Source organism: Variovorax sp. M-6 (assembly GCF_052114385.1).
In the GTDB taxonomy this organism is placed as follows: Bacteria; Pseudomonadota; Gammaproteobacteria; order Burkholderiales; family Burkholderiaceae_C; genus Variovorax.
The window spans coordinates 158,745-177,534 of sequence record NZ_JBFREQ010000003.1 but is presented as its reverse complement, the minus strand read 5'-3'; the positions used below and the strand labels follow the sequence as shown (position 1 = coordinate 177,534).

17 protein-coding genes are annotated in these 18,790 nt (G+C 67.7%); 9 read left to right on the top strand and 8 right to left on the bottom strand.

From position 1 onward, the window contains the following. Positions 1-102: 102 nt before the first annotated feature. The 3 genes from AB4Z46_RS05115 to AB4Z46_RS05105 all read right to left on the bottom strand — a co-directional run bounded on the left by AB4Z46_RS05115 (position 103) and on the right by AB4Z46_RS05105 (position 3,056). The gene (locus AB4Z46_RS05115; protein ID WP_442282394.1) at positions 103-1,872 is read right to left on the bottom strand and encodes a PhoH family protein; all 1,770 of its coding nucleotides are present in this window, start codon (positions 1,870-1,872) and stop codon (positions 103-105) included. Positions 1,873-2,062: 190 nt separating this feature from the next. Continuing rightward, positions 2,063-2,539 carry a peroxiredoxin gene (locus AB4Z46_RS05110; protein ID WP_021006537.1) on the bottom strand — a complete coding sequence of 159 codons (477 nt, stop codon included), beginning with the start codon at positions 2,537-2,539 and terminating at the stop codon, positions 2,063-2,065. Positions 2,540-2,672: 133 nt separating this feature from the next. After that, positions 2,673-3,056 (bottom strand): Mth938-like domain-containing protein, encoded by a 384-nt coding sequence (locus AB4Z46_RS05105; RefSeq protein ID WP_442282393.1) that lies wholly within the window; start codon positions 3,054-3,056, stop codon positions 2,673-2,675. Between the two features lie 66 nt (positions 3,057-3,122). On the opposite strand from AB4Z46_RS05105, the gene AB4Z46_RS05100 reads away from it, so the two are divergent. Genes AB4Z46_RS05100 through AB4Z46_RS05075 form a run of 6 tightly spaced genes read left to right on the top strand, consistent with a single transcriptional unit; the run spans position 3,123 to position 9,162 of the window. Continuing rightward, positions 3,123-4,346: a pyridoxal phosphate-dependent aminotransferase gene (locus tag AB4Z46_RS05100; protein WP_442282392.1), complete on the top strand. Its 1,224-nt coding sequence runs from the start codon at positions 3,123-3,125 to the stop codon at positions 4,344-4,346. A gap of 26 nt (positions 4,347-4,372) precedes the next feature. Beyond that, entirely contained in the window at positions 4,373-5,695 is a 1,323-nt protein-coding gene (locus AB4Z46_RS05095; protein ID WP_442282391.1) for a homoserine dehydrogenase, read from the top strand. Next, positions 5,695-7,110: a threonine synthase gene (gene thrC / locus AB4Z46_RS05090; RefSeq protein ID WP_442282390.1), complete on the top strand. Its 1,416-nt coding sequence runs from the start codon at positions 5,695-5,697 to the stop codon at positions 7,108-7,110. The genes AB4Z46_RS05095 and thrC overlap by 1 nt, the downstream gene beginning before the upstream one ends. 12 nt (positions 7,111-7,122) lie before the next feature. Further along, positions 7,123-7,668, top strand: coding sequence for a molybdopterin-guanine dinucleotide biosynthesis protein B (gene mobB / locus AB4Z46_RS05085; protein ID WP_442282389.1), 546 nt, complete (start codon positions 7,123-7,125; stop codon positions 7,666-7,668). After that, on the top strand, positions 7,661-8,908 hold the full coding sequence (locus AB4Z46_RS05080; protein WP_442282388.1) for a molybdopterin molybdotransferase MoeA: 1,248 nt from the start codon (positions 7,661-7,663) through the stop codon (positions 8,906-8,908). The genes mobB and AB4Z46_RS05080 overlap by 8 nt, the downstream gene beginning before the upstream one ends. Positions 8,909-8,910: 2 nt before the next feature. Continuing rightward, positions 8,911-9,162 carry a MoaD/ThiS family protein gene (locus tag AB4Z46_RS05075; protein WP_442282387.1) on the top strand — a complete coding sequence of 84 codons (252 nt, stop codon included), beginning with the start codon at positions 8,911-8,913 and terminating at the stop codon, positions 9,160-9,162. Here AB4Z46_RS05075 and AB4Z46_RS05070 read toward each other — a convergent pair. Beyond that, entirely contained in the window at positions 9,149-10,039 is an 891-nt protein-coding gene (locus AB4Z46_RS05070) for a 4-hydroxy-tetrahydrodipicolinate synthase family protein (RefSeq protein WP_442282386.1), read from the bottom strand. The two genes, AB4Z46_RS05075 and AB4Z46_RS05070, sit on opposite strands and share 14 nt — an antisense overlap. A gap of 251 nt (positions 10,040-10,290) precedes the next feature. On the opposite strand from AB4Z46_RS05070, the gene AB4Z46_RS05065 reads away from it, so the two are divergent. Continuing rightward, positions 10,291-10,767: a molybdenum cofactor biosynthesis protein MoaE gene (locus tag AB4Z46_RS05065; RefSeq protein ID WP_442282385.1), complete on the top strand. Its 477-nt coding sequence runs from the start codon at positions 10,291-10,293 to the stop codon at positions 10,765-10,767. 147 nt (positions 10,768-10,914) lie between these two features. On the opposite strand, the gene AB4Z46_RS05060 is transcribed toward AB4Z46_RS05065, so the two are convergent. Beyond that, on the bottom strand, positions 10,915-11,907 hold the full coding sequence (locus AB4Z46_RS05060; RefSeq protein WP_442282384.1) for a Bug family tripartite tricarboxylate transporter substrate binding protein: 993 nt from the start codon (positions 11,905-11,907) through the stop codon (positions 10,915-10,917). A gap of 91 nt (positions 11,908-11,998) precedes the next feature. On the opposite strand from AB4Z46_RS05060, the gene clpB reads away from it, so the two are divergent. Both clpB and AB4Z46_RS05050 read left to right on the top strand, forming a co-directional pair. After that, entirely contained in the window at positions 11,999-14,620 is a 2,622-nt protein-coding gene (clpB, locus tag AB4Z46_RS05055) for an ATP-dependent chaperone ClpB (protein ID WP_442282383.1), read from the top strand. Between the two features lie 5 nt (positions 14,621-14,625). Continuing rightward, positions 14,626-14,967 (top strand): hypothetical protein, encoded by a 342-nt coding sequence (locus tag AB4Z46_RS05050; RefSeq protein ID WP_442282382.1) that lies wholly within the window; start codon positions 14,626-14,628, stop codon positions 14,965-14,967. Here the strand turns inward: AB4Z46_RS05050 and AB4Z46_RS05045 are convergent, their stop codons facing one another. The 3 genes from AB4Z46_RS05045 to AB4Z46_RS05035 are packed head-to-tail and all read right to left on the bottom strand — an operon-like array spanning position 14,968 to position 18,790. Further along, on the bottom strand, positions 14,968-16,788 hold the full coding sequence (locus AB4Z46_RS05045) for an AMP-dependent synthetase/ligase (protein ID WP_442282381.1): 1,821 nt from the start codon (positions 16,786-16,788) through the stop codon (positions 14,968-14,970). It lies immediately after the preceding gene. Next, entirely contained in the window at positions 16,785-17,603 is an 819-nt protein-coding gene (locus tag AB4Z46_RS05040; RefSeq protein WP_442282380.1) for an ABC transporter ATP-binding protein, read from the bottom strand. Before AB4Z46_RS05040 ends, AB4Z46_RS05045 begins: the two co-directional genes overlap by 4 nt. A 2-nt stretch (positions 17,604-17,605) precedes the next feature. After that, entirely contained in the window at positions 17,606-18,790 is a 1,185-nt protein-coding gene (locus tag AB4Z46_RS05035; protein ID WP_442282379.1) for an ABC transporter substrate-binding protein, read from the bottom strand.

The following is an 18,790-nucleotide window of genomic DNA, read 5'->3' as shown; positions in this document are numbered from 1 at the left end:
CCATTCGTGAACACCGCGGAACCGGCTTTGCCGGGCCGCTGGTGTTGCCCCCGATAGGGGGTGGGCGCCCCGACACGAAGTGCGGGGCAACCTGGGGGCGAGCTAAAGAACCTCGCTGGCGAAGTCGGCCAACCTCGAGCGTTCCCCCCGAGCCAGGGTGATGTGGCCGCTGTGCGGCCAGCCCTTGAACTTGTCGACCGCGAAGGTGAGGCCCGAAGAACCCTCCGTGAGGTAGGGCGTGTCGATCTGCGCCAGGTTGCCCATGCAGATGATCTTGGTGCCCGGGCCCGCGCGCGTCACCAGTGTCTTCATTTGCTTGGGCGTCAGGTTCTGCGCCTCGTCGATGATGACGTACTTGTTCAGGAAGGTGCGCCCGCGCATGAAGTTCATGCTCTTGATCTTGATGCGGCTGCGAATCAGCTCGTTGGTGGCCGCGCGGCCCCATTCGCCGGCGCCGCCGCCGTCGCCCTTGGCCAGGAACTCGAGGTTGTCGTCGAGTGCCCCCATCCACGGGCCCATCTTCTCTTCCTCGGTGCCGGGCAGGAAGCCGATGTCCTCGCCCACGCTGACGGTCGCGCGGGTCATGATGATCTCGGTGTAACGACGGTCGTCGAGCACCTGCGTCAGGCCCGAGGCCAGCGCCATCAGCGTCTTGCCGGTGCCGGCGGTGCCGGTCAGCGTGACGAAGTCGACGTCCGGGTCCATCAGCAGGTTCATCGCGAAGTTCTGCTCGCGGTTGCGCGTGTTCACGCCCCAGACGGCGTTCTTGGCCGAGCCGTAGTCCTTCAGCGTCTTGAGCACCGCGGTCTTGTCGCGGATCTCGGTCACGCGCGCATACATGCTGGGCTCGCCGGGCGCCTCGAAGTAGACGAACTGGTTGATGTAGAGGTTGGGCACGATCGGGCCGCTGATCCGGTAGAAGGTGCTGCTGCCGCTTTGCCAGCTCTCGATCGTCTTGCTCTGGCGGGTCCAGAAATCGGCCGGCAGCGCGAGCGAGCCGGCGTAGAGCAGGTCACCGTCCTCCAGCGTCTTGTCGTTCTGGTAGTCGTCGGCGGCCAGCCCCAGTGCGCGCGCCTTGACGCGCATGTTGATGTCCTTCGACACCAACACCACCTCCTGCTTCGGACGGCCGGGCGCCTCCCGGGCATAGAGATCGCGCAGTGCCTGCACCACGCCGAGGATCTGGTTGTCGGCCTTGCCCTGCGGCAGGCTGGTCGGCAGCGTGTAGTCGAGCGGGGCGGTCTGGAAGAACAGCTTGCCGCCGGCCTCGCGGTGGCCGGTGGTGTCGAGCTTCAGTCCCTTGCCGATGTCGGCCCCCTGCGCGCCGGCCAGCGCGTCGAGCGTGCGGCTGGTCTGGCGCCCGTTGCGCGCGACTTCGGTGGTGCCCTTCTTGTGGCCGTCGAGCTCTTCCAGCACGATCATCGGCAGGAAGATGTCGTGCTCCTCGAAGCGGAACAGGCACATCGGATCGTGCAGCAGCACGTTGGTGTCGAGCACGAAGAGCTTGGCCGGGCCGTTGGATTTGCTGCGCTTGGCACGCGCGGGTGCCTGCGGCGCAGGGACGGGGGCTGGGGCTGGCGCGGGGACGACCCTGGCGCGCGTCTCGACCTGCACCGCCGGCTCCTGTGCCGGTCGGGCCGGCGCCTTGGCCTTGGGAGGCACCGGCAGCGGCGGCGGCTCGACAGGGCCGCCGGCCTCCGCAACGTGGCGATCGAACAACTCGAGCGGCTGGGGCCCGTTCGAGCCGCCTTGTTCAGTCCTGCGGTCGGCCGAGCGGCGACCGTTGCGTCCCTGCGAGGAACGGGCGGGCGCGTCGTGCGCGTCCGGCGACAGCAGAGCGGCGCGTTTCGTGGGGGCGGGAGGCAGAGGCATGGGGGGTGTCGCTCGCAAAAGGAAGGGTGCCAGAAAGCGAAAAAGCCGCCTGAAGACCAGGGCGGCTTTGTTCGGTGGATGCGGTCGTGGAGCTCAACGGCATGAAGCCATTATGCACATCGCACGTGTCGCAACCTGTGATCGTTGCGCTTCGCCAACGCGAGAGCGCAAAACCACACGAAATCAGGCTTCAGGCAGCTTTCTTGAGCGCCTTGACCGCCTTCAGGACGTCGTCGACGTGGCCCGGGACCTTCAGGCCCCGCCATTCGGCCTTCAGCACGCCGTCGGCGCCGATCAGGAAGGTGCTGCGCTCGATGCCCTTGACCTTCTTGCCGTACATGATCTTGTTCTTGACCACACCGAACATGTGGCACATCTTTTCTTCGGTGTCAGCGATCAGCTCGAAGGGGAGTTCGAGCTTGGCTTTGAATTCGTCGTGCGACTTCATGTTGTCGCGCGATACGCCGAACACGGTGGCGCCGGCCTTTTCGAAGTCCTTGTAGCGGTCGCGGAACTGCATGGCTTCGGTGGTGCAGCCAGGGGTATTGTCTTTGGGGTAGAAATACATGACCAGCACGTGGCCGAGGTGCGAGGTGTTCGAGACCTTCAGGCCGCCTGTCGCATTGGCGTCGAATTCGGGGATGGGTTTGTTGACAACGATCGCCATGAAACTTGTTTTCTCCGTTTGATTCCATGCCCGACGCGGTCGAAACCCGTCGAGACCATGGAGGATTGGTCGTTGCTAACTGAGGAGGGCGAGCCGCCGGTTCGCAACCCGCAATTTTACCCCGAAATGCCTCCTATTGCCCTGGGGGCTTCTCGATCAGGAGCGCGGCGACCACATGACGGCCTTCGCTGGCGAGAATGTTGTAGGTGCGGCAGGCCGCCGGCGTGTCCATGGTCTCGACGCCGATGCGCCGTGCCATCAGCGGCTGGAGCCAGGCGGGTTGCGGGAATCGGATGCGCTTGCCGCTGCCGAAAATGATCAATTCGGCGCCGAGCGCAGCCAGTTGCGCGAAGTGCTCCGCGCCGAGTTGGCCGAATTCGCCGGCATCCCACTCGAAGCGCTCGCCGCGGGAGCCGACCACCACGCTCGATTCGACCCGTTCATTGTTGATGGCGACCCAGCCCGGGCCGTGCGCAGTGAGGGTCTGGACGTCGGATTTGTCGGGCTGTAGCTTCATCGGGGAGGGGTGTGATCTGTGGTCAAATTATAGGTTTTCCCCTGCGCAGACCCCCTTGGAGGGACTTTGAAACCGCTCAAGAAATCGGCCAAGCTGGCCAATGTGCTCTACGACATCCGCGGCCCGATCATGGACGCCGCGAAGCAGATGGAGGAAGAGGGCCAGAAGATCATCAAGCTCAACATCGGCAATCTGGCGGTGTTCGGCTTCGATGCGCCGGAGGAGGTCCAGCAGGACATGATCCGCAACCTGCCGGCCTCGGCCGGCTACTCGGACAGCAAGGGCATCTTCGCGGCGCGCAAGGCGGTGATGCACGAGACCCAGAAGCAGGGCATCGCGGGCGTCACGCTCGACGACATCTATCTCGGCAACGGCGCCAGCGAGCTGATCGCGATGGCCACCAACGCGCTGCTCAACGACGGCGACGAATTGCTGGTGCCGATGCCCGACTACCCGCTGTGGACCGCGGTGGCGAGCCTTTCGGGCGGCCGGCCGGTGCACTACCTGTGCGACGAGGGCAACGGCTGGATGCCGAGCCTGGACGACATCCGCGCCAAGATCACGCCGCGCACCAAGGGCATCGTGGTGATCAACCCGAACAACCCCACCGGCGCGCTGTACTCGGACGATTTGCTCAAGGGCATCGTCGCGATCGCGCGGGAGCACGGCCTGGTGATCTTCGCCGACGAGGTCTACGACAAGGTGCTGTACGACGACGTGAAGCACACGGCGATCGCCAGCCTGTCGAAGGACGTGCTGACGCTGACCTTCAACTCGCTCTCCAAGAGCTACCGCTCCTGCGGCTACCGCTCCGGCTGGCTGGTGGTGTCGGGCGACAAGAAGATGGCGCGCGACTACATCGAGGGCCTCAACATGCTCTCGAACATGCGGCTGTGCGCCAACGTGCCGGGCCAGTGGGCGATCCAGACGGCGTTGGGCGGCTATCAGAGCATCAACGACCTGGTCCATCCGGGCGGACGCCTGCGCCGGCAGCGCGACCTCGCCTACGAGCTGATCACCGCGATTCCGGGCGTGAGCTGCGTCAAGCCCAGCGCGGCGCTCTACATGTTCCCGAAGCTCGACCCGAAGATCTATCCGATCGAGGACGACCGGCAGTTCTTCCTCGAACTGCTGAAGGAAACCAAGGTGATGCTGGTGCAGGGTACCGGCTTCAACTGGGCCACGCCCGACCACTTCCGCATCGTGTTCCTGCCGCACGAAGAGGACCTGCGCGAGGCGGTCGGCCGCATCGCCGGCTTCCTCGAACGCTATCGAAACCGGGGCGCCTGAGCCCCACTGCTCCAGAGACGAATCGAATGAAACCCATCCAAGTTGGCCTGCTCGGCATCGGCACGGTCGGTAGCGGCACCTTCCAGGTGCTCCAGCGCAATCAGGAAGAGATCAAGCGCCGTGCGGGCCGCGGCATCGAGATCACCATGGTCGCCGACCTCGACATCGAGCGTGCCCGCTCGGTGGTCGGCGAGGGCGTGCAGGTGGTCGGCGACGCGCGCGCCGTGATCGCCAACCCCGAGATCGACATCGTGATCGAGCTGATCGGCGGCTACGGTGTCGCCCGCGCGCTGGTGCTGGAAGCGATCGCGGCCGGCAAGCACGTGGTCACGGCCAACAAGGCGCTGCTCGCGGTGCACGGCACCGAGATCTTCGCGGCCGCGCATGCCAAGGGCGTGATGGTGGCCTTCGAGGCCGCGGTGGCCGGCGGCATCCCGATCATCAAGGCGCTGCGCGAAGGCCTCACGGCCAACTCGATCCAGTGGATCGCCGGCATCATCAACGGCACCACCAATTTCATCCTCTCGGAGATGCGCGACAAGGGGCTGGACTTCGACACCGTGCTGAAGGAGGCGCAGCGCCTGGGCTACGCCGAAGCCGATCCCACCTTCGACATCGAGGGCGTCGACGCCGCGCACAAGGTCACGCTCATGAGCGCGATCGCCTTCGGCATCCCGGTCCAGTTCGACCGCGCCCACGTCGAGGGCATCACCAAGCTCGCGGCGCAGGACATCAAGTACGCCGAGCAGCTGGGCTACCGCATCAAGCTGCTCGGCATCACCAAGCGCAAGGCGCAGGGCATCGAGCTGCGCGTGCACCCGGCGCTGGTGCCGTCCAAGCGCCTGCTCGCCAACGTCGAGGGTGCGATGAACGCGGTGGTGGTCAACGGCGACGCCGTCGGCACCACGCTCTACTACGGCAAGGGCGCCGGCAGCGAGCCGACCGCGAGCGCCGTGATCGCCGACCTGGTCGACATCGCGCGCCTGCACACGGCCGATGCGGCACATCGCGTGCCGCACCTGGCCTTCCATCCGGACGCGATGAGCGACCTGAAGATCCTGCCGATGGCCGAGGTCGTCACCAGCTACTACCTGCGCCTGCGCGTGGCCGACGAGGCCGGCGTGCTGGCCAAGGTGACCGGCTTGCTGGCCAGCGCCGGCATCAGCATCGACGCGGTGCTGCAGCGCGAGGCCGACGAAGTGGGCGGCGAGGGCTCGACCCAGACCGACCTCATCATCCTCACGCACGACACGCGCGAAGGCACGCTCGACGATGCGCTGGAGGAACTGCAGGCGCTGCCGACCGTGCTCGCGCCGATCGTGCGCATCCGCAAGGAAGAGTTGTCCTGATGCGCTACCTGTCCACGCGCGGCCACCCGGACCGCCGCCGCTTCTGCGACATCCTGCTGGAAGGCCTGGCGCCCGACGGCGGGCTGTACCTGCCCGAGCAGTATCCGAAGGTCGATGCGGCCACGCTCGCGAAGTGGCGCGGGTTGCCCTATGCGGAGCTGGCGTTCGAGATCCTGTCGCTCTACATCGACGACATTCCGTCGTTCGACCTGAAGGGAATCTGCGCCCGCACGTACACCGCCGAGGTGTTCGGCAGCGACGAGATCGTCCCGCTGCGCGAGCTCGAGGACGGCGTCTACCTCGAAGCCCTGTCGAACGGCCCCACGCTGGCCTTCAAGGACATGGCGATGCAATTGCTGGGCAACCTGTTCGAGTACGAACTGGGTCGCCGCGGCGAGCAGCTCAACATCCTCGGCGCCACCAGCGGCGACACCGGCAGCGCAGCCGAATACGCGATGCGCGGCAAAAAGGGCGTGCGGGTCTTCATGACCTCGCCCGACGGCCGCATGAGCCCGTTCCAGCAGGCCCAGATGTTCAGCCTGCAGGATGCGAACATCCACAACATCGCGATCAGCGGCGTGTTCGACGACTGCCAGGACATCGTCAAGGCGGTGTCGAACGATCTGGCCTTCAAGCGCAAGTACAAGATCGGCACGGTCAACTCGATCAACTGGGCGCGCCTGCTGGCGCAGGTGGTCTACTACTTCGCCGGCTACTTCCAGGCGACCAGCGACAACGACAAGCAGGTCAGCTTCACCGTCCCCTCGGGCAACTTCGGCAACGTCTGCGCCGGCCACGTGGCGCGCATGATGGGCCTGCCGATCCGCACGCTGGTGGTGGCGACCAACGAGAACGACGTGCTCGACGAGTTCTTCCGCACCGGCGTCTACCGCGTGCGCTCGGCCGCCGACACGCACGAGACCTCGAGCCCCTCGATGGACATTTCGAAGGCCAGCAATTTCGAGCGCTTCGTGTTCGACCTGGTGGGCCGCGACGCTGCCAGGACGCGCGCGCTGTTCGCGGGCGAGCTGGGTAGCGCCGGGCGCTTCGACCTCAGCGCCGACCCGGTCTTCGCCGGAGCCGCGACCCGCTTCGGCTTCGTCAGCAGTCGCAGCACCCACGCCGACCGGCTGGCGACCATCCGGGACACGGACAAGCGATTCGCCACGCTGATCGACACCCACACCGCCGACGGCCTGAAGGCCGCGCGCGAGCATCTCGTGCCGGGCGTGCCGATGATCGTGCTGGAGACCGCGCTGCCGATCAAGTTCGCCGAGACCATCGTCGAGGCGCTGGGCCATGAGCCCGACCGGCCCGCGCGCTTCGAAGGCATCGAGGCGCTGCCGAAGCGCGTCGTCAAGCTGCCGGCCGATGCCGAGGCGGTGAAGGCCTACATTGCGCAGAACTGCGACTGACTCGGCGGGCGCATGAAAGTCATCGGCTTCGCCGGCTATTCGGGCGCGGGCAAGACCACGCTGGTCGAGCAATTGATCCCGGTGCTCAAGCTGCACGGCCAGCGGGTTTCGGTGGTCAAGCATGCGCACCACAAGTTCGACATCGACCATCCTGGCAAGGACACCTTCCGGCATCGCGAGGCCGGCGCCTTCGAGGTGGTCGTGGCGTCCGACAAGCGTCTGGCGCTGATCCGCGAGTTCGAGCGGCCGACCCAGCTCGGCGTGCACGATCTCATCGCCGAACTCGATGCCGGCGTCGACTGGGTGCTGGTCGAAGGCTTCAAGCACAGCGACCTGCGCAAGATCGAGATCTGGCGCGCGCCCGCGGCAGGCGAGGCGGCGCGGCCGGCGCGCTACATCGAGGATCCCTTCATCGTCGGTGTCGCGACCGACAATCCCGCGGGGCTGCCGCGGCCGACCGAGCTGCCGATCTTTGACCTCGACGACGTCGATGGCATCGGCGACTGGCTGCTGCGGCATGCCGACCGTTTCGACTACAAGGTGGAGCACCATGGCTAGCACTTCCAACCGTCCGCCCTTGATGCCGCTCGACGAGGCGCTCGCGCGGCTGCTGGCGGCCGCCGCGCCGCGTGTCGGCACCGAGAGCGTGTCGACCTTCGAGGCCGATGGCCGCGTGCTGGCGCAGGACGTGGTGTCGGCGCTCACCGTGCCGCCGCGCGACAACAGCTCGATGGACGGCTATGCGGTGCGCAGCGCCGATTGCGCCACGGTCGGCGCGGTGCTGCGGGTGGCGCAGCGAATCCCGGCCGGCATCGTGGGCACACCGCTGGCCGCGGGCACGGCCGCACGCATCTTCACGGGCGCGCAGATTCCCGAGGGCGCGGACGCGGTGGTGATGCAGGAAGACACTGCCGCGCTGCCGGAAGAAGGCGGCCTGGGCAGCGTGCGCATCGAGATCGCACCCGCAGCGGGCCAGTGGATCCGCCGCGCCGGCGAAGACGTCGCGGCCGGCGACGTGGTGCTGTCCCGCGGCGAACGGCTCACGCCCGCGGGCCTGGGCCTGGCCGCGAGCGTGGGGCTGGACCGCCTGCAGGTGGCGAAGCGGCCGAGGGTCGCGCTGCTGTCGACCGGCGACGAACTCGTGATGCCCGGCGAGGTGGCGCCCGAGGCGATGAAGCCGGGCTCGATCTACAACTCCAACCGCTTCTTCATGCGGGCGCTGCTGGTGCGGCTGGGCTGCGAGGTCAACGACCTCGGCATCGTGCCGGACCGGCGCGAGGCGACCATCGAGGCGCTGCGCGCGGCCTCGCTCAGCAACGACCTGATCATCACCACCGGAGGCGTGTCGGTCGGCGAGGAAGACCACATCAAGGGCGCGGTCCAGCACCTCGGCCAGCTCGATCTCTGGTCGCTCTCGATGAAGCCGGGCAAGCCCTTCGCCTACGGCCGCATCGGGGATGCCCACCTGACCGGCCTGCCGGGCAATCCGGTGTCGAGCTTCCTGACCTTCCTGTTGCTGGTGCGGCCCTTCCTGCTGACCTTGCAAGGGGCGACTCGCGTGGCCCCGGAGCCGATCGCGATGCGCGCCGATTTCGACTGGCCGCGGGCCGACCGGCGGCGCGAGTTCCTGCGCGCGCGGCGCAACGCGGCGGGCGGCCTCGACCTGTTCGCCAACCAGAGCTCCGGCGTGCTGACCTCGATGGTGTGGGGCGACGGCGTGATCGACACGCCCGCAGACCAGCCGTTCAAGGCCGGCGACACGGTGCAGTTCATTCCCTTCGCTTCGCTCTTGCGTTGAAGATGAAAGTCCATGTTCGCTATTTCGCCTCGGTGCGCGAGGCGCTTGGAACCGGCGGTGAGACGGTCGACACCGCCGCGCTCGATCTGGGCGCGCTGCGCGATGAACTGATCGCGCGCGGCGGGCCGCATGCGAGCGCCCTGGCGCGCGGCCGGGCGGTGCGCATGGCGCTCGACCAGATCATGAGCAGCGAGGCCGCCTTGCTGCGCGAGGGCAGCGAGGTCGCCTTCTTCCCGCCGGTCACGGGCGGTTGAGCGCTTCCAGCGTGGCGAGCAGGCGCGCGCGCCGCTCGGGCGCGACGCGTGTCATCGGTGAACGCAGCTCGTCCTGCAGCAGGCCTTGTGCGGCCAATGCCGCCTTCAAAGGGCCCGGGTTGGCGTCGGCGAACAGCGCTTCGATCAGCGGCAGCAGGGGCTGCCACTGCGCGCGAGCCTCGGCCAGCCGGCCTTCGCCGAGCAGGCGCAAGACCGCCACGAAGCGCCCGGTCTGTAGGTGCGCACTCGCGGCGATCGCACCGGTGCCGCCCTCGGCCACCGTGCTGAACAATTGCCCGTCCTCGCCCGCCAGCACCTGCAGCCGGCCGTCGGCGATCAGCGCGCGGGTCTTCGGCAGGTCGCCGCCGCAATCCTTGATGCCGCGGATGCGCGGATGGGCCGCGAGCGCCAGCAAGGTCTCGCGCTCGATCGCGATGCCCGTGCGGTAGGGAATGTCGTAGATCAGCAGCGGCACCGCGCTGGCATCTGCGATGGCGCCGAACCATTCGACGAGGCCGGCTTGCGAGGGACGGATGTAGCTCGGCGCCGGCACCAGCAGGCCGGCCAGATCGTGCGTGCCAAGCTCGCGAACCCAACCCAGCGTCTTGCCCAGGTGGTAGCCCGAGAGGCCCATGATGCGCGGCAGCGCGGGGGCCGCCCGGGTCACCGTGGCCAGCACGGCCAGTTGCTCGTCGGCGTCGAGCGCGGCCGCCTCGCCGGTCGAGCCGCAGACCACGAAGCCCGCGATGCCGGTGGGCGCCAGCCGCTCGGCCAGTGCCGCCAGCGCGGCGTGGTCGACCGCCTGGTCGCGAAACGGCGTCACGAGCGGTATCCAGAGGCCCGAGAAATCGGGGGAGGGTGAAAGAGAGTCTTGCACGCAGTTGTCCTTTCGGGAATCGACCGATGGAGGAAACCACCGTCGAATGCGCGCACGCCACCCACTTCGGCCAGAGCCTTTGCAGTTCCGTCGCTCATCCGACGACGGAACCAAAGCTCCGGTCAGACGAGCTTGGGTTTTTTGGCTTTGCCTTGCAGGCGCGTGCAGGCCGCTTCTTCGCGAGAAGAAAGGCGGGATTGCAGGGCGCTGGAAGGCATCGCGCGAGTGTAGCGCGGTGCCACAATCCGGTCATGACTGCCGCACGCGTTTCGATTCAGAAAGAGGACTTCGACCTGCAGAAGGAGGTTGCCGCGTTGCGCGCCGGCGACGCCCGGGTCGGCGCGGTGTGCAGCTTCATCGGCACGGTGCGCGACCGCAACGACGGCAGCACGGTGGCCTCGATGGAACTCGAGCACTACCCCGGCATGACCGAGAAGGCCATCGAGGCCATGATCGACGAGGCCCATCGGCGCTTCGCCATCCTCGGCGCCCGCGTGATCCACCGCGTCGGGCTCCTGCAGCCGCAGGACCAGATCATGATGGTCGCCGTGACATCGGCACACCGCGGCGAGAGCTTCCAGGCCTGCGAGTTCCTGATGGACTACCTCAAGACCCAGGCGCCGTTCTGGAAGAAGGAGCAGACGCCCGAGGGCGCGCGCTGGGTCGACGCGCGCGCCACCGACGACGAGGCCATGGCGCGCTGGGGCATCACCGTCAGCAACGCCTGACCCCGAGCCAGTCCGCACACCGGCCGCGCGCAGCGCGCCGCCCTCGTGGGCTGCCGCGGAACCGGCTTCGCCGGGCCGCTGGCAGCGCCCCCCGGCAGGGGGGTGGGCGGGCTACACGAAGTGAGCCCAACCTGGGGGGCGAGCCAGTTATTGCGGCTGGAAGCCGCTGGCCTTGATGATCTGAGCCCAGGTCTGGGTGTAGCTGCGGACCCGGCCGGCGAACTGGCCCTGCGGCATGAATTCCACCGACAGGCCCATGGCGGTCAGGCGGTCGCGCACGTCGGGCATCTTGAGCACCTTGGCCAGCGCGACGCCGAAGCGGTCGATCACGGGCTGGGGCGTCCCCACGGGCGCGAAGATGCCGTAGTAGGGCAGGTCTTCGAGGCCCGCGAGGCCCAGTTCGGCGAAGGTCGGCACCTGCGGCAGCACGGCCTGGCGCTTGTCGCCGATCACCGCGACGACGCGGATCTTGCCGGCCTTCTGGTTCTCGATGAAGTCGGGAATGGAGCCGATGCCGGCGGAAATCTGGTTGCCCAGCATGTCGGCGAGCATGGGCGCGCTGCCGCGGTAGGGCGCGGCCTGGACGTCGAGCTTGTACTTGGCGCCAATCAGCTTGACCAGGAACTCGGGGATCGAGGCCGGCGCCGGGACGCCGATCGTGTCCTTGCCGCCGCGCTCCTTCCGGACCCAGGCCACGTACTCGTTGACCGACTTGGCCGGCGTCCCGCCCGACACGGCGAGCGCGTTGGCGAAGGTGGCGAAGCCTGCCACCGGCACGAAGTCGCGCGCCGGATCGAAGCCGGCGCTCTTCACCACCAGCGGCAGGATCGAGATCGAGTGGTCATGCGTCAGGAAGAAGGTGTGGCCGTCGGCCGGCGCGGCCTTGAGCGCCTGCGCCGCAATCTGGCCGCCGGCGCCGGCGCGGTTGTCCACCACCACCGAGGTGCCCAGCTCGTCCTTGAGCTTCTCGGCCAGCGTGCGGGCGATCACGTCGGTGCCGCCGCCGGCCGGGAATCCGACCAGGAGCCGGATCGGCGTGCCGGCCGGCTGGGCCAGCGCCAATCCCCCGGCGGCCAGCAGGCCGGCCGCGAAAAAACCGCGCGCGAGGCGCGCGGCGCCACTCCATGTTGACTTCAGCATCTATCGACTCCAATGATGGGGGGTGGAAAAAAGTCCGGACGGTCTTGATATCGATCCGGAACGGCCCTATTTTGAATGCAGGAATCAAGCCATGCGTCAAGACAAACTCACTACCAAATTTCAAGAAGCCCTGAGCGACGCCCAGTCGCTCGCGCTGGGCAACGACAACGCCTACATCGAACCCGTCCACCTGCTGGTCGCCATGCTGCGCCAGGACGACGGCCCGCGCGCGCTGCTCGAGCGCGCCGGTGCCAACGTGCCCGGTCTGCTGCAGGCCGCCGAAGGGGCGATCAAGAAGCTGCCGCAGGTGCAGGGCCACGACCAGGTCCAGGTCGGCCCCGAGCTTGGCAAGCTGCTGCAGGCGACCGAGAAGGAAGCCATCAAGCGCAACGACCAGTTCATCGCCGGCGAGCTCTTCCTGCTGGCGCTGGCCGACAGCAAGGCCGACATCGGCAACCTGGCGCGCAGCAACGGCGTGACGCGCAAGTCGGTCGAAGCCGCCATCGAGGCGGTGCGCGGCGGTCAGGGCGTGAACAGCGCCGATGCCGAAGGCCAGCGCGAGGCACTCAAGAAATACTGCATGGACCTCACCGAGCGGGCCCGGCTGGGCAAGCTCGACCCGGTGATCGGCCGCGACGAGGAAATCCGCCGCGCCATCCAGGTCCTGCAGCGCCGCACCAAGAACAACCCGGTGCTGATCGGCGAGCCGGGCGTCGGCAAGACCGCCATCGTCGAGGGGCTCGCGCAGCGCATCGTCGCGGGCGAGGTGCCCGATTCGCTCAAGGGCAAGCGCGTGCTGTCGCTCGACATGGCGGCGCTCCTGGCCGGCGCCAAGTTCCGCGGCGAGTTCGAGGAACGCCTCAAGACCGTGCTGAACGAACTCGCGAAGGACGAAGGCCAGACCATCGTCTTCATCGACGAGCTGCACACCATGGTCGGGGCCGGCAAGGCCGAGGGCGCGATGGATGCGGGCAACATGCTCAAGCCGGCCCTCGCGCGCGGTGAACTGCATTGCGTCGGCGCGACCACGCTCGACGAGTACCGCAAGTACATCGAGAAGGATGCCGCGCTGGAGCGCCGCTTCCAGAAGATCCTCGTGGGCGAGCCGAGCGTCGAGGCGACGGTCGCGATCCTGCGCGGCCTGAAGGAAAAGTACGAGGTCCACCATGGCGTCGACATCACCGACCCGGCGATCGTCGCCGCGGCCGAGCTGAGCGACCGCTACATCACCGACCGCTTCCTGCCCGACAAGGCGATCGACCTGATCGACGAGGCCGCGGCCAAGATCAAGATCGAGATGGACTCCAAGCCCGAGGTCATGGACCGGCTCGACCGCCGCCTGATCCAGCTGCAGATCGAGCGCGAGGCCGTGCGCCGCGAGAAGGACGAAGCGTCGCAGAAGCGCTTCGCACTGATCGAGGACGACATCGCCAAGCTGCAGAAGGAGATCGCCGATCTCGACGAAGTCTGGCAGGCCGAGAAGGCCCAGGCCCAGGGCAGCGCGCAGATCCGCGAGGAGATCGACAAGATCAAGTTCCAGATCGCCGAGTTCACCGCCAAGGGTGACTTCAACAAGGTGGCCGAGCTGCAGTACGGGAAGCTCCCGGGGCTCGAGAAGCGGCTCAAGGAAGCGCAGGACACCGAGGCCAGCAAGGGCAAGTCGAGCGCACCGACGCTGCTGCGCACCCAGGTCGGCGCCGAGGAAATCGCCGAGGTCGTGGCGCGCGCCACCGGCATCCCGGTGTCGAAGCTGATGCAGGGCGAGCGCGACAAGCTGCTGATGATGGAAGGCAAGCTGCACGAGCGCGTGGTCGGCCAGGACGAGGCCATCGGCGCGGTCGCCAACGCGATCCGCCGCTCGCGCTCGGGGCTGTCGGACCCGAACCGCCCGACCGGCTCCTTCCTGTTCCTCGGCCCCACGGGGGTCGGCAAGACCGAGCTGTGCAAGGCCTTGGCGGGCTTCCTTTTCGACAGCGAGGATCACCTGATCCGCGTCGACATGAGCGAGTTCATGGAGAAGCACTCGGTCGCGCGCCTGATCGGCGCGCCGCCCGGCTACGTCGGCTACGAAGAGGGCGGCTACCTGACCGAGGCCGTGCGCCGCAAGCCCTACAGCGTGCTCCTGCTCGACGAGGTCGAGAAGGCGCACCCGGACGTCTTCAACGTGCTGCTGCAGGTGCTCGACGACGGTCGCCTGACCGACGGCCAGGGCCGCACCGTGAACTTCAAGAACACGGTGATCGTGATGACCAGCAACATCGGCTCGCCGATCATCCAGTCGATGGTCGGCCAGCCAGCCGAGGAGATCAAGGAGGCGGTCTGGGATGAGCTCAAGAACTACTTCAGGCCCGAGTTCCTGAACCGGATCGACGAGACCGTGGTGTTCCATGCGCTCGACGCCAAGAACATCGAGGCGATCGCTGCGATCCAGCTCAAGGTGCTGAAGGACCGCCTGGCCAAGATGGACCTCGGGCTCGAGGTGTCGCCGGCCGCGCTGGCGGAGATCGCCAAGGTCGGCTTCGACCCGGTGTTCGGTGCCCGGCCGCTCAAGCGCGCGATCCAGCAGCGGATCGAGAATCCGCTGTCGAAGCTGCTGCTCGACGGCAGCTTCGGGCCCAAGGACACGATCGAGGTCAACACCGACCCGATCCGGACCCCGGGCCAGTTCGGGTTCCGCAAGGCCGGGGAACCAAGCGCCGAGACGGTGGACTAAGCACGATGGTGAATTTTCTCGTCCGCCTGATCCTCTTCATCCTGGGCCTGGTGTTCGCGGCCAGCCTGGCGGTCGCCGTGCTGCTGCTGGCGGCGGTCTGGGGCCTGCGCTATGGCTGGGCGCGCCTCACCGGCAAGCCGGTTCAGCCCTGGGTGATGCGCTTCGATCCGCGTGGCGGCTTCGACCGCTTCCGCGCCGCCGGCCGTCCGGCCGAGCCGACCGCGGCCGACGTGGCGGGCGCCCGTGCCCAGGGGCAGGCGGCCGACAGTCCGGTGCGACTGCGCGACCCGGGCGTGGTCACCGACGTGCAGGCCCGTCCTGTGCCGCGCGACGGCGGCGGCAACTGATCAGGCGCTGTACAGCGCCTCGATGTCGTCCGCATAGCTCCGGTAGATGCTGGCGCGCCGCACCTTCATGGTGGCGGTGACTTCGCCATCGTCGTGGTCGAGCTCCTTGGTCAGGAGGTGGAAGCGCCGGACCTGCGAGACCTGCGCCAGCTGCGCGTTGCCGCGCTGGATCTCGGCGTCGATCAGTTCCCGCACCCGCGCCTGGTCCACCAATGAGCGGAAGTGCGTGAACGGGATGCGCTCGGCCTCGGCCCACTTGCCGACGGTCTCGTAGTCGATCTGCACCAGTGCGCCGACGAACTTGCGGCCGTCCGCCACCACGATGCATTCCTTGATGAAAGGGCTGCCCTTCATCGTGTTCTCGATTTCCGAGGGCGTCAGGTTCTTGCCGCCGGCGGTGATCATGATGTCCTTCAGGCGGTCGACGATGCGCAATTGGCCGTCTTCCTCGCGCACCACGTCGCCGGTGTGCAACCAGCCAGCACGGATCGAGGCCGCCGTGGCTTCGGGGTTCTTGTAGTAGCCCTCGAACACCATCTCGCCGCGCACCAGCAATTCGCCGTCATCGCCGATGCGGTGCGCTGTGCCGAGCGTCGGCGGTCCGACGGTGCCGATCCTGACCTCGTCGCGGCGATGGCCGGCGATCATGCCGGTCGATTCCGTCAGGCCATAGACCTCCACCAGCGGTACGCCGAGCGCACGGAAGAAGCGCACCACGTCGGGGGGGATCGGCGCCGCACCGGTCAGCGCGACTTTCACGCGGCGCAGGCCGATGAAGTTCTGCAGCGCGCGCAGCACGGTCCAGTAGGCCAGTGCGAAGCGGGCCCGCTCGCCCAGGCGCCATGCGCTGCGCGGCTTCTCGGCCAGCGGCATGCCCGCGGCCAGCGCGCGCCGGTACAGCGCACGCTGCAGCCGACCGGCCTCCTGCATCTTGATGCTGATGCTGGCGTGCAGCTTCTCCCAGATGCGCGGCACGCCGAGGAACATGGTTGGCGCGACCTCGCGCAGGTCTTCCTGCACGGTGCGGATCGACTCGCCGAAGTTGACCTGGGAACCGAGGTAGAGCGGCACGAAGGTCGAGAGCATCTGCTCGGCCACGTGGCACAGCGGCAGGTAGGACAAGTGCGTGGTGTCGTGGTCCAGCCCGAGTCGGTCGACGATGCCCGGCACCACGCCGCGAATGTTGCGCCAGGAGATCATGGCGCCCTTGGGCTTGCCGGTGGAGCCCGAGGTGTAGATCATCAGGCCGATGTGGTCCAGCGTCTGGGCTTGCAGGGCGGCGTCGATCTGCGCCTTGCCGCCTTGCGCCGCGGCCGCGGCGCCCGCGCGTTCGACCTCCTCGAAACTGAGCACGCGTTCGCGCAGCGCGGGTTCGAGGCTGCGCAGGCCCTTGGTCTCGATCACGATGATCTTCGCGAGCCGTGGCAGCCGGTCCAGCGCCTCGATCACCTTGTCGGTCTGTTCCTGGTCCTCGCAGACGATCACCTCGATGTCGGCATGGGCGACGACGTAGGCAATCTCGCTGCTCGGGCTGGTCGGGTAGACACCGACCGTCACGACGCCGACCAGCCCGGCACCCATCTGCGCCAGCACCCACTCGATGYGGTTCTCGGACAGGATGCCCAGGTGGCCGCCGGCCTGCAGCCCGAGCGCGCGCAGGCCGAGGCCGAAATGGCTGGCGCGGCGGTGGTAGTCGGCCCAGCGTACCGGTTGCCAGATGCCGAAGTCCTTCTGGCGGATCGCGATCGCGTCGGGCCGCATGCGCGCCTGTTCGACCAGCATCTGCGGCAGGGTCAGCGCGGGCAGGGCATCGTTCGTCATGACAGCCAGCGCTTGCGGCGCTTGTAGTGCTTGAGTCCGCGGAAACTGCGCGCCTCGCCGCCGCCGCCCACGCCGAGATAGAACTCGCGCACGTCGGGGTCGGCCGCGAGCCGCTCGGCGCTGCCGTCGATCACGATCTTTCCGTTCTCCATGATGTAGCCGCGGTGGGCCACGGCCAGCGCCACGCTGGCGTTCTGCTCGACCAGCAGCATCGAGACGCCGCGCTCGGCATTGATGCGCGCGATGATCGTGAAGATGTCCTCGACCAGCTTGGGGCTCAGGCCGAGCGAGGGTTCGTCGAGCAGGATCAGCTCGGGCTCGGCCACCAGCGCGCGGCCGATCGCCAGCATCTGCTGCTCGCCGCCCGACAGGTAGCCGGCCAGGCCCTTGCGGCGCTCGTGCAGGCGCGGGAAGTAGGCATAGACGCCATCGAAGTTGCGCGGCGCCGGGCCGCGGCCGGTGTGCGCGTAGGTGGCGGCCACCAGGTTCTCCTCGACCGTGAGGTCTTCGAACACGCGCCGGCCTTCCATCACGTGGCAGAGGCCGCGTCGTACCAGTTGCTGCGGCGCCACCCGCTCGGTCGACGCGCCGTTGAAGGCGATGCGCCCGGCCTGCAGTTCGCCGTCCTCCAGCGCCAGCAGGCCCGACACCGCCTTCAGGGTCGTCGACTTGCCGGCGCCGTTGCTGCCCAGCAGCGCCACGATCTGCCCGCGCGGGACGGCCAGCGACAGGCCGCGCAGCACCTGCACCACCTTGTTGTAGACCACCTCGATGTTGTTCACCTCGAGGACCAGGTCCGCCGCCGCGCCTTGCATCGTCAGTCCAGCTTGATCCAGTCGGAGGAGGGCACCATCTTCTGCGCCTTCATGTCGGCCGTGTACACGCGCCCCACGGGAATCGAGTTGCCCTTGATCGTGATCGGCACGCCGATCAGCCCGCCGGTGTCGAAGTCCTTGATGGTGTTGAGAGCCGCCTTGAGGTTCTTGCCGTCGAGCGGCTTGCCGGCATCGAGCGTGCGCTTGGCGGCCTCGGTGAACAGCATCGCGGTCAGGAAGCCCTGGGTGTAGGCCGTGCTCTGGTACTCGGGGCGCATCTGCCGGATCTTGTCGAGCATCGGCGACTTGGCCGAGGTGTCGTAGTAGTAGCGGTAGGGCATCACGCCCATGAAGCCGTCGCCGGCCTCGCCCATCTTCATCACGGTCGAGCTGTCCATGGTCCAGAAGGTGCCCATCCACTTGCTGGTCATGCCCATCTGCTTGCCCTGCTGCACGAACTCGGGGATCGGCGCCAGGATGTAGCCGTGGAAGATCGTGTAGTCGGGATTGGCGCGGCGCAGCTTGATGACCTCGGTCGAGACGTCGACGCTGCCGGGCGGGGTCATGAGCTTGACCGGCACCGAGAGGCCCAGCTTCTTCGCCATCGCCTCGCTGGCCTCGATCGGGTCGCGGCCGAACTCCGAGTCGGAGTACACGAAGGCCACCTTGGCGCCGGGCTTCTCCTTGGCGATGTGTTTCAGCAGGATGCCGAACATCTCGGTGTAGTCGGGGCCGACCAGGAACTGGTTCGGGTACTTGGCCGGGTCGTTGAGCTCGGTCGCGAAGGAGGCGCCGGCCATCATGATCTGGCCGCCGCGGTCGAGCTCGGGGTTGATGGTCTTGGCGAAGCCGGTGGAGTCGCCGTAGTACAGGTTGACCTTGTTCTGGCTCGTGATCTTCTTGAAGGCAGCCACCGAGGCGTCGACCTTGTAGCCGGTGTCCTCCGGCACGTAGCGCAGCTTGCGGCCCTTGATGCCGCCGGCGTCGTTGACGATCTTCACGTAGTCGGCGATGCCGGCGTTGATGCCGATGCCGGCGAAGGCGAAGACGCCGGTCATCGGGATCGAGCCGCCGATCACGATGTCGTCGGCGGCTTGCGCATGCACCGCCAGCGGTGCGGCGAGCGCGGCCGAAGCGGCCAGCAAGAGGGTACGGCGTCGTGCCGAGACGGGTTGTTGTGGCTTCAT

What these genes read in the sequence shown, in the direction of transcription:
- AB4Z46_RS05115 (WP_442282394.1), bottom strand. Translation starts at nt 1,872, where the DNA reads ATGCCTCTGCCTCCCGCCCCCACGAAACGCGCCGCTCTGCTGTCGCCG.
- AB4Z46_RS05110 (WP_021006537.1), bottom strand. Translation starts at nt 2,539, where the DNA reads ATGGCGATCGTTGTCAACAAACCCATCCCCGAATTCGACGCCAATGCG.
- AB4Z46_RS05105 (WP_442282393.1), bottom strand. Translation starts at nt 3,056, where the DNA reads ATGAAGCTACAGCCCGACAAATCCGACGTCCAGACCCTCACTGCGCAC.
- AB4Z46_RS05095 (WP_442282391.1), top strand. Translation starts at nt 4,373, where the DNA reads ATGAAACCCATCCAAGTTGGCCTGCTCGGCATCGGCACGGTCGGTAGC.
- thrC (WP_442282390.1), top strand. Translation starts at nt 5,695, where the DNA reads ATGCGCTACCTGTCCACGCGCGGCCACCCGGACCGCCGCCGCTTCTGC.
- mobB (WP_442282389.1), top strand. Translation starts at nt 7,123, where the DNA reads ATGAAAGTCATCGGCTTCGCCGGCTATTCGGGCGCGGGCAAGACCACG.
- AB4Z46_RS05080 (WP_442282388.1), top strand. Translation starts at nt 7,661, where the DNA reads ATGGCTAGCACTTCCAACCGTCCGCCCTTGATGCCGCTCGACGAGGCG.
- AB4Z46_RS05075 (WP_442282387.1), top strand. Translation starts at nt 8,911, where the DNA reads ATGAAAGTCCATGTTCGCTATTTCGCCTCGGTGCGCGAGGCGCTTGGA.
- AB4Z46_RS05065 (WP_442282385.1), top strand. Translation starts at nt 10,291, where the DNA reads ATGACTGCCGCACGCGTTTCGATTCAGAAAGAGGACTTCGACCTGCAG.
- AB4Z46_RS05060 (WP_442282384.1), bottom strand. Translation starts at nt 11,907, where the DNA reads ATGCTGAAGTCAACATGGAGTGGCGCCGCGCGCCTCGCGCGCGGTTTT.
- clpB (WP_442282383.1), top strand. Translation starts at nt 11,999, where the DNA reads ATGCGTCAAGACAAACTCACTACCAAATTTCAAGAAGCCCTGAGCGAC.
- AB4Z46_RS05050 (WP_442282382.1), top strand. Translation starts at nt 14,626, where the DNA reads ATGGTGAATTTTCTCGTCCGCCTGATCCTCTTCATCCTGGGCCTGGTG.
- AB4Z46_RS05040 (WP_442282380.1), bottom strand. Translation starts at nt 17,603, where the DNA reads ATGCAAGGCGCGGCGGCGGACCTGGTCCTCGAGGTGAACAACATCGAG.
- AB4Z46_RS05035 (WP_442282379.1), bottom strand. Translation starts at nt 18,790, where the DNA reads ATGAAGCCACAACAACCCGTCTCGGCACGACGCCGTACCCTCTTGCTG.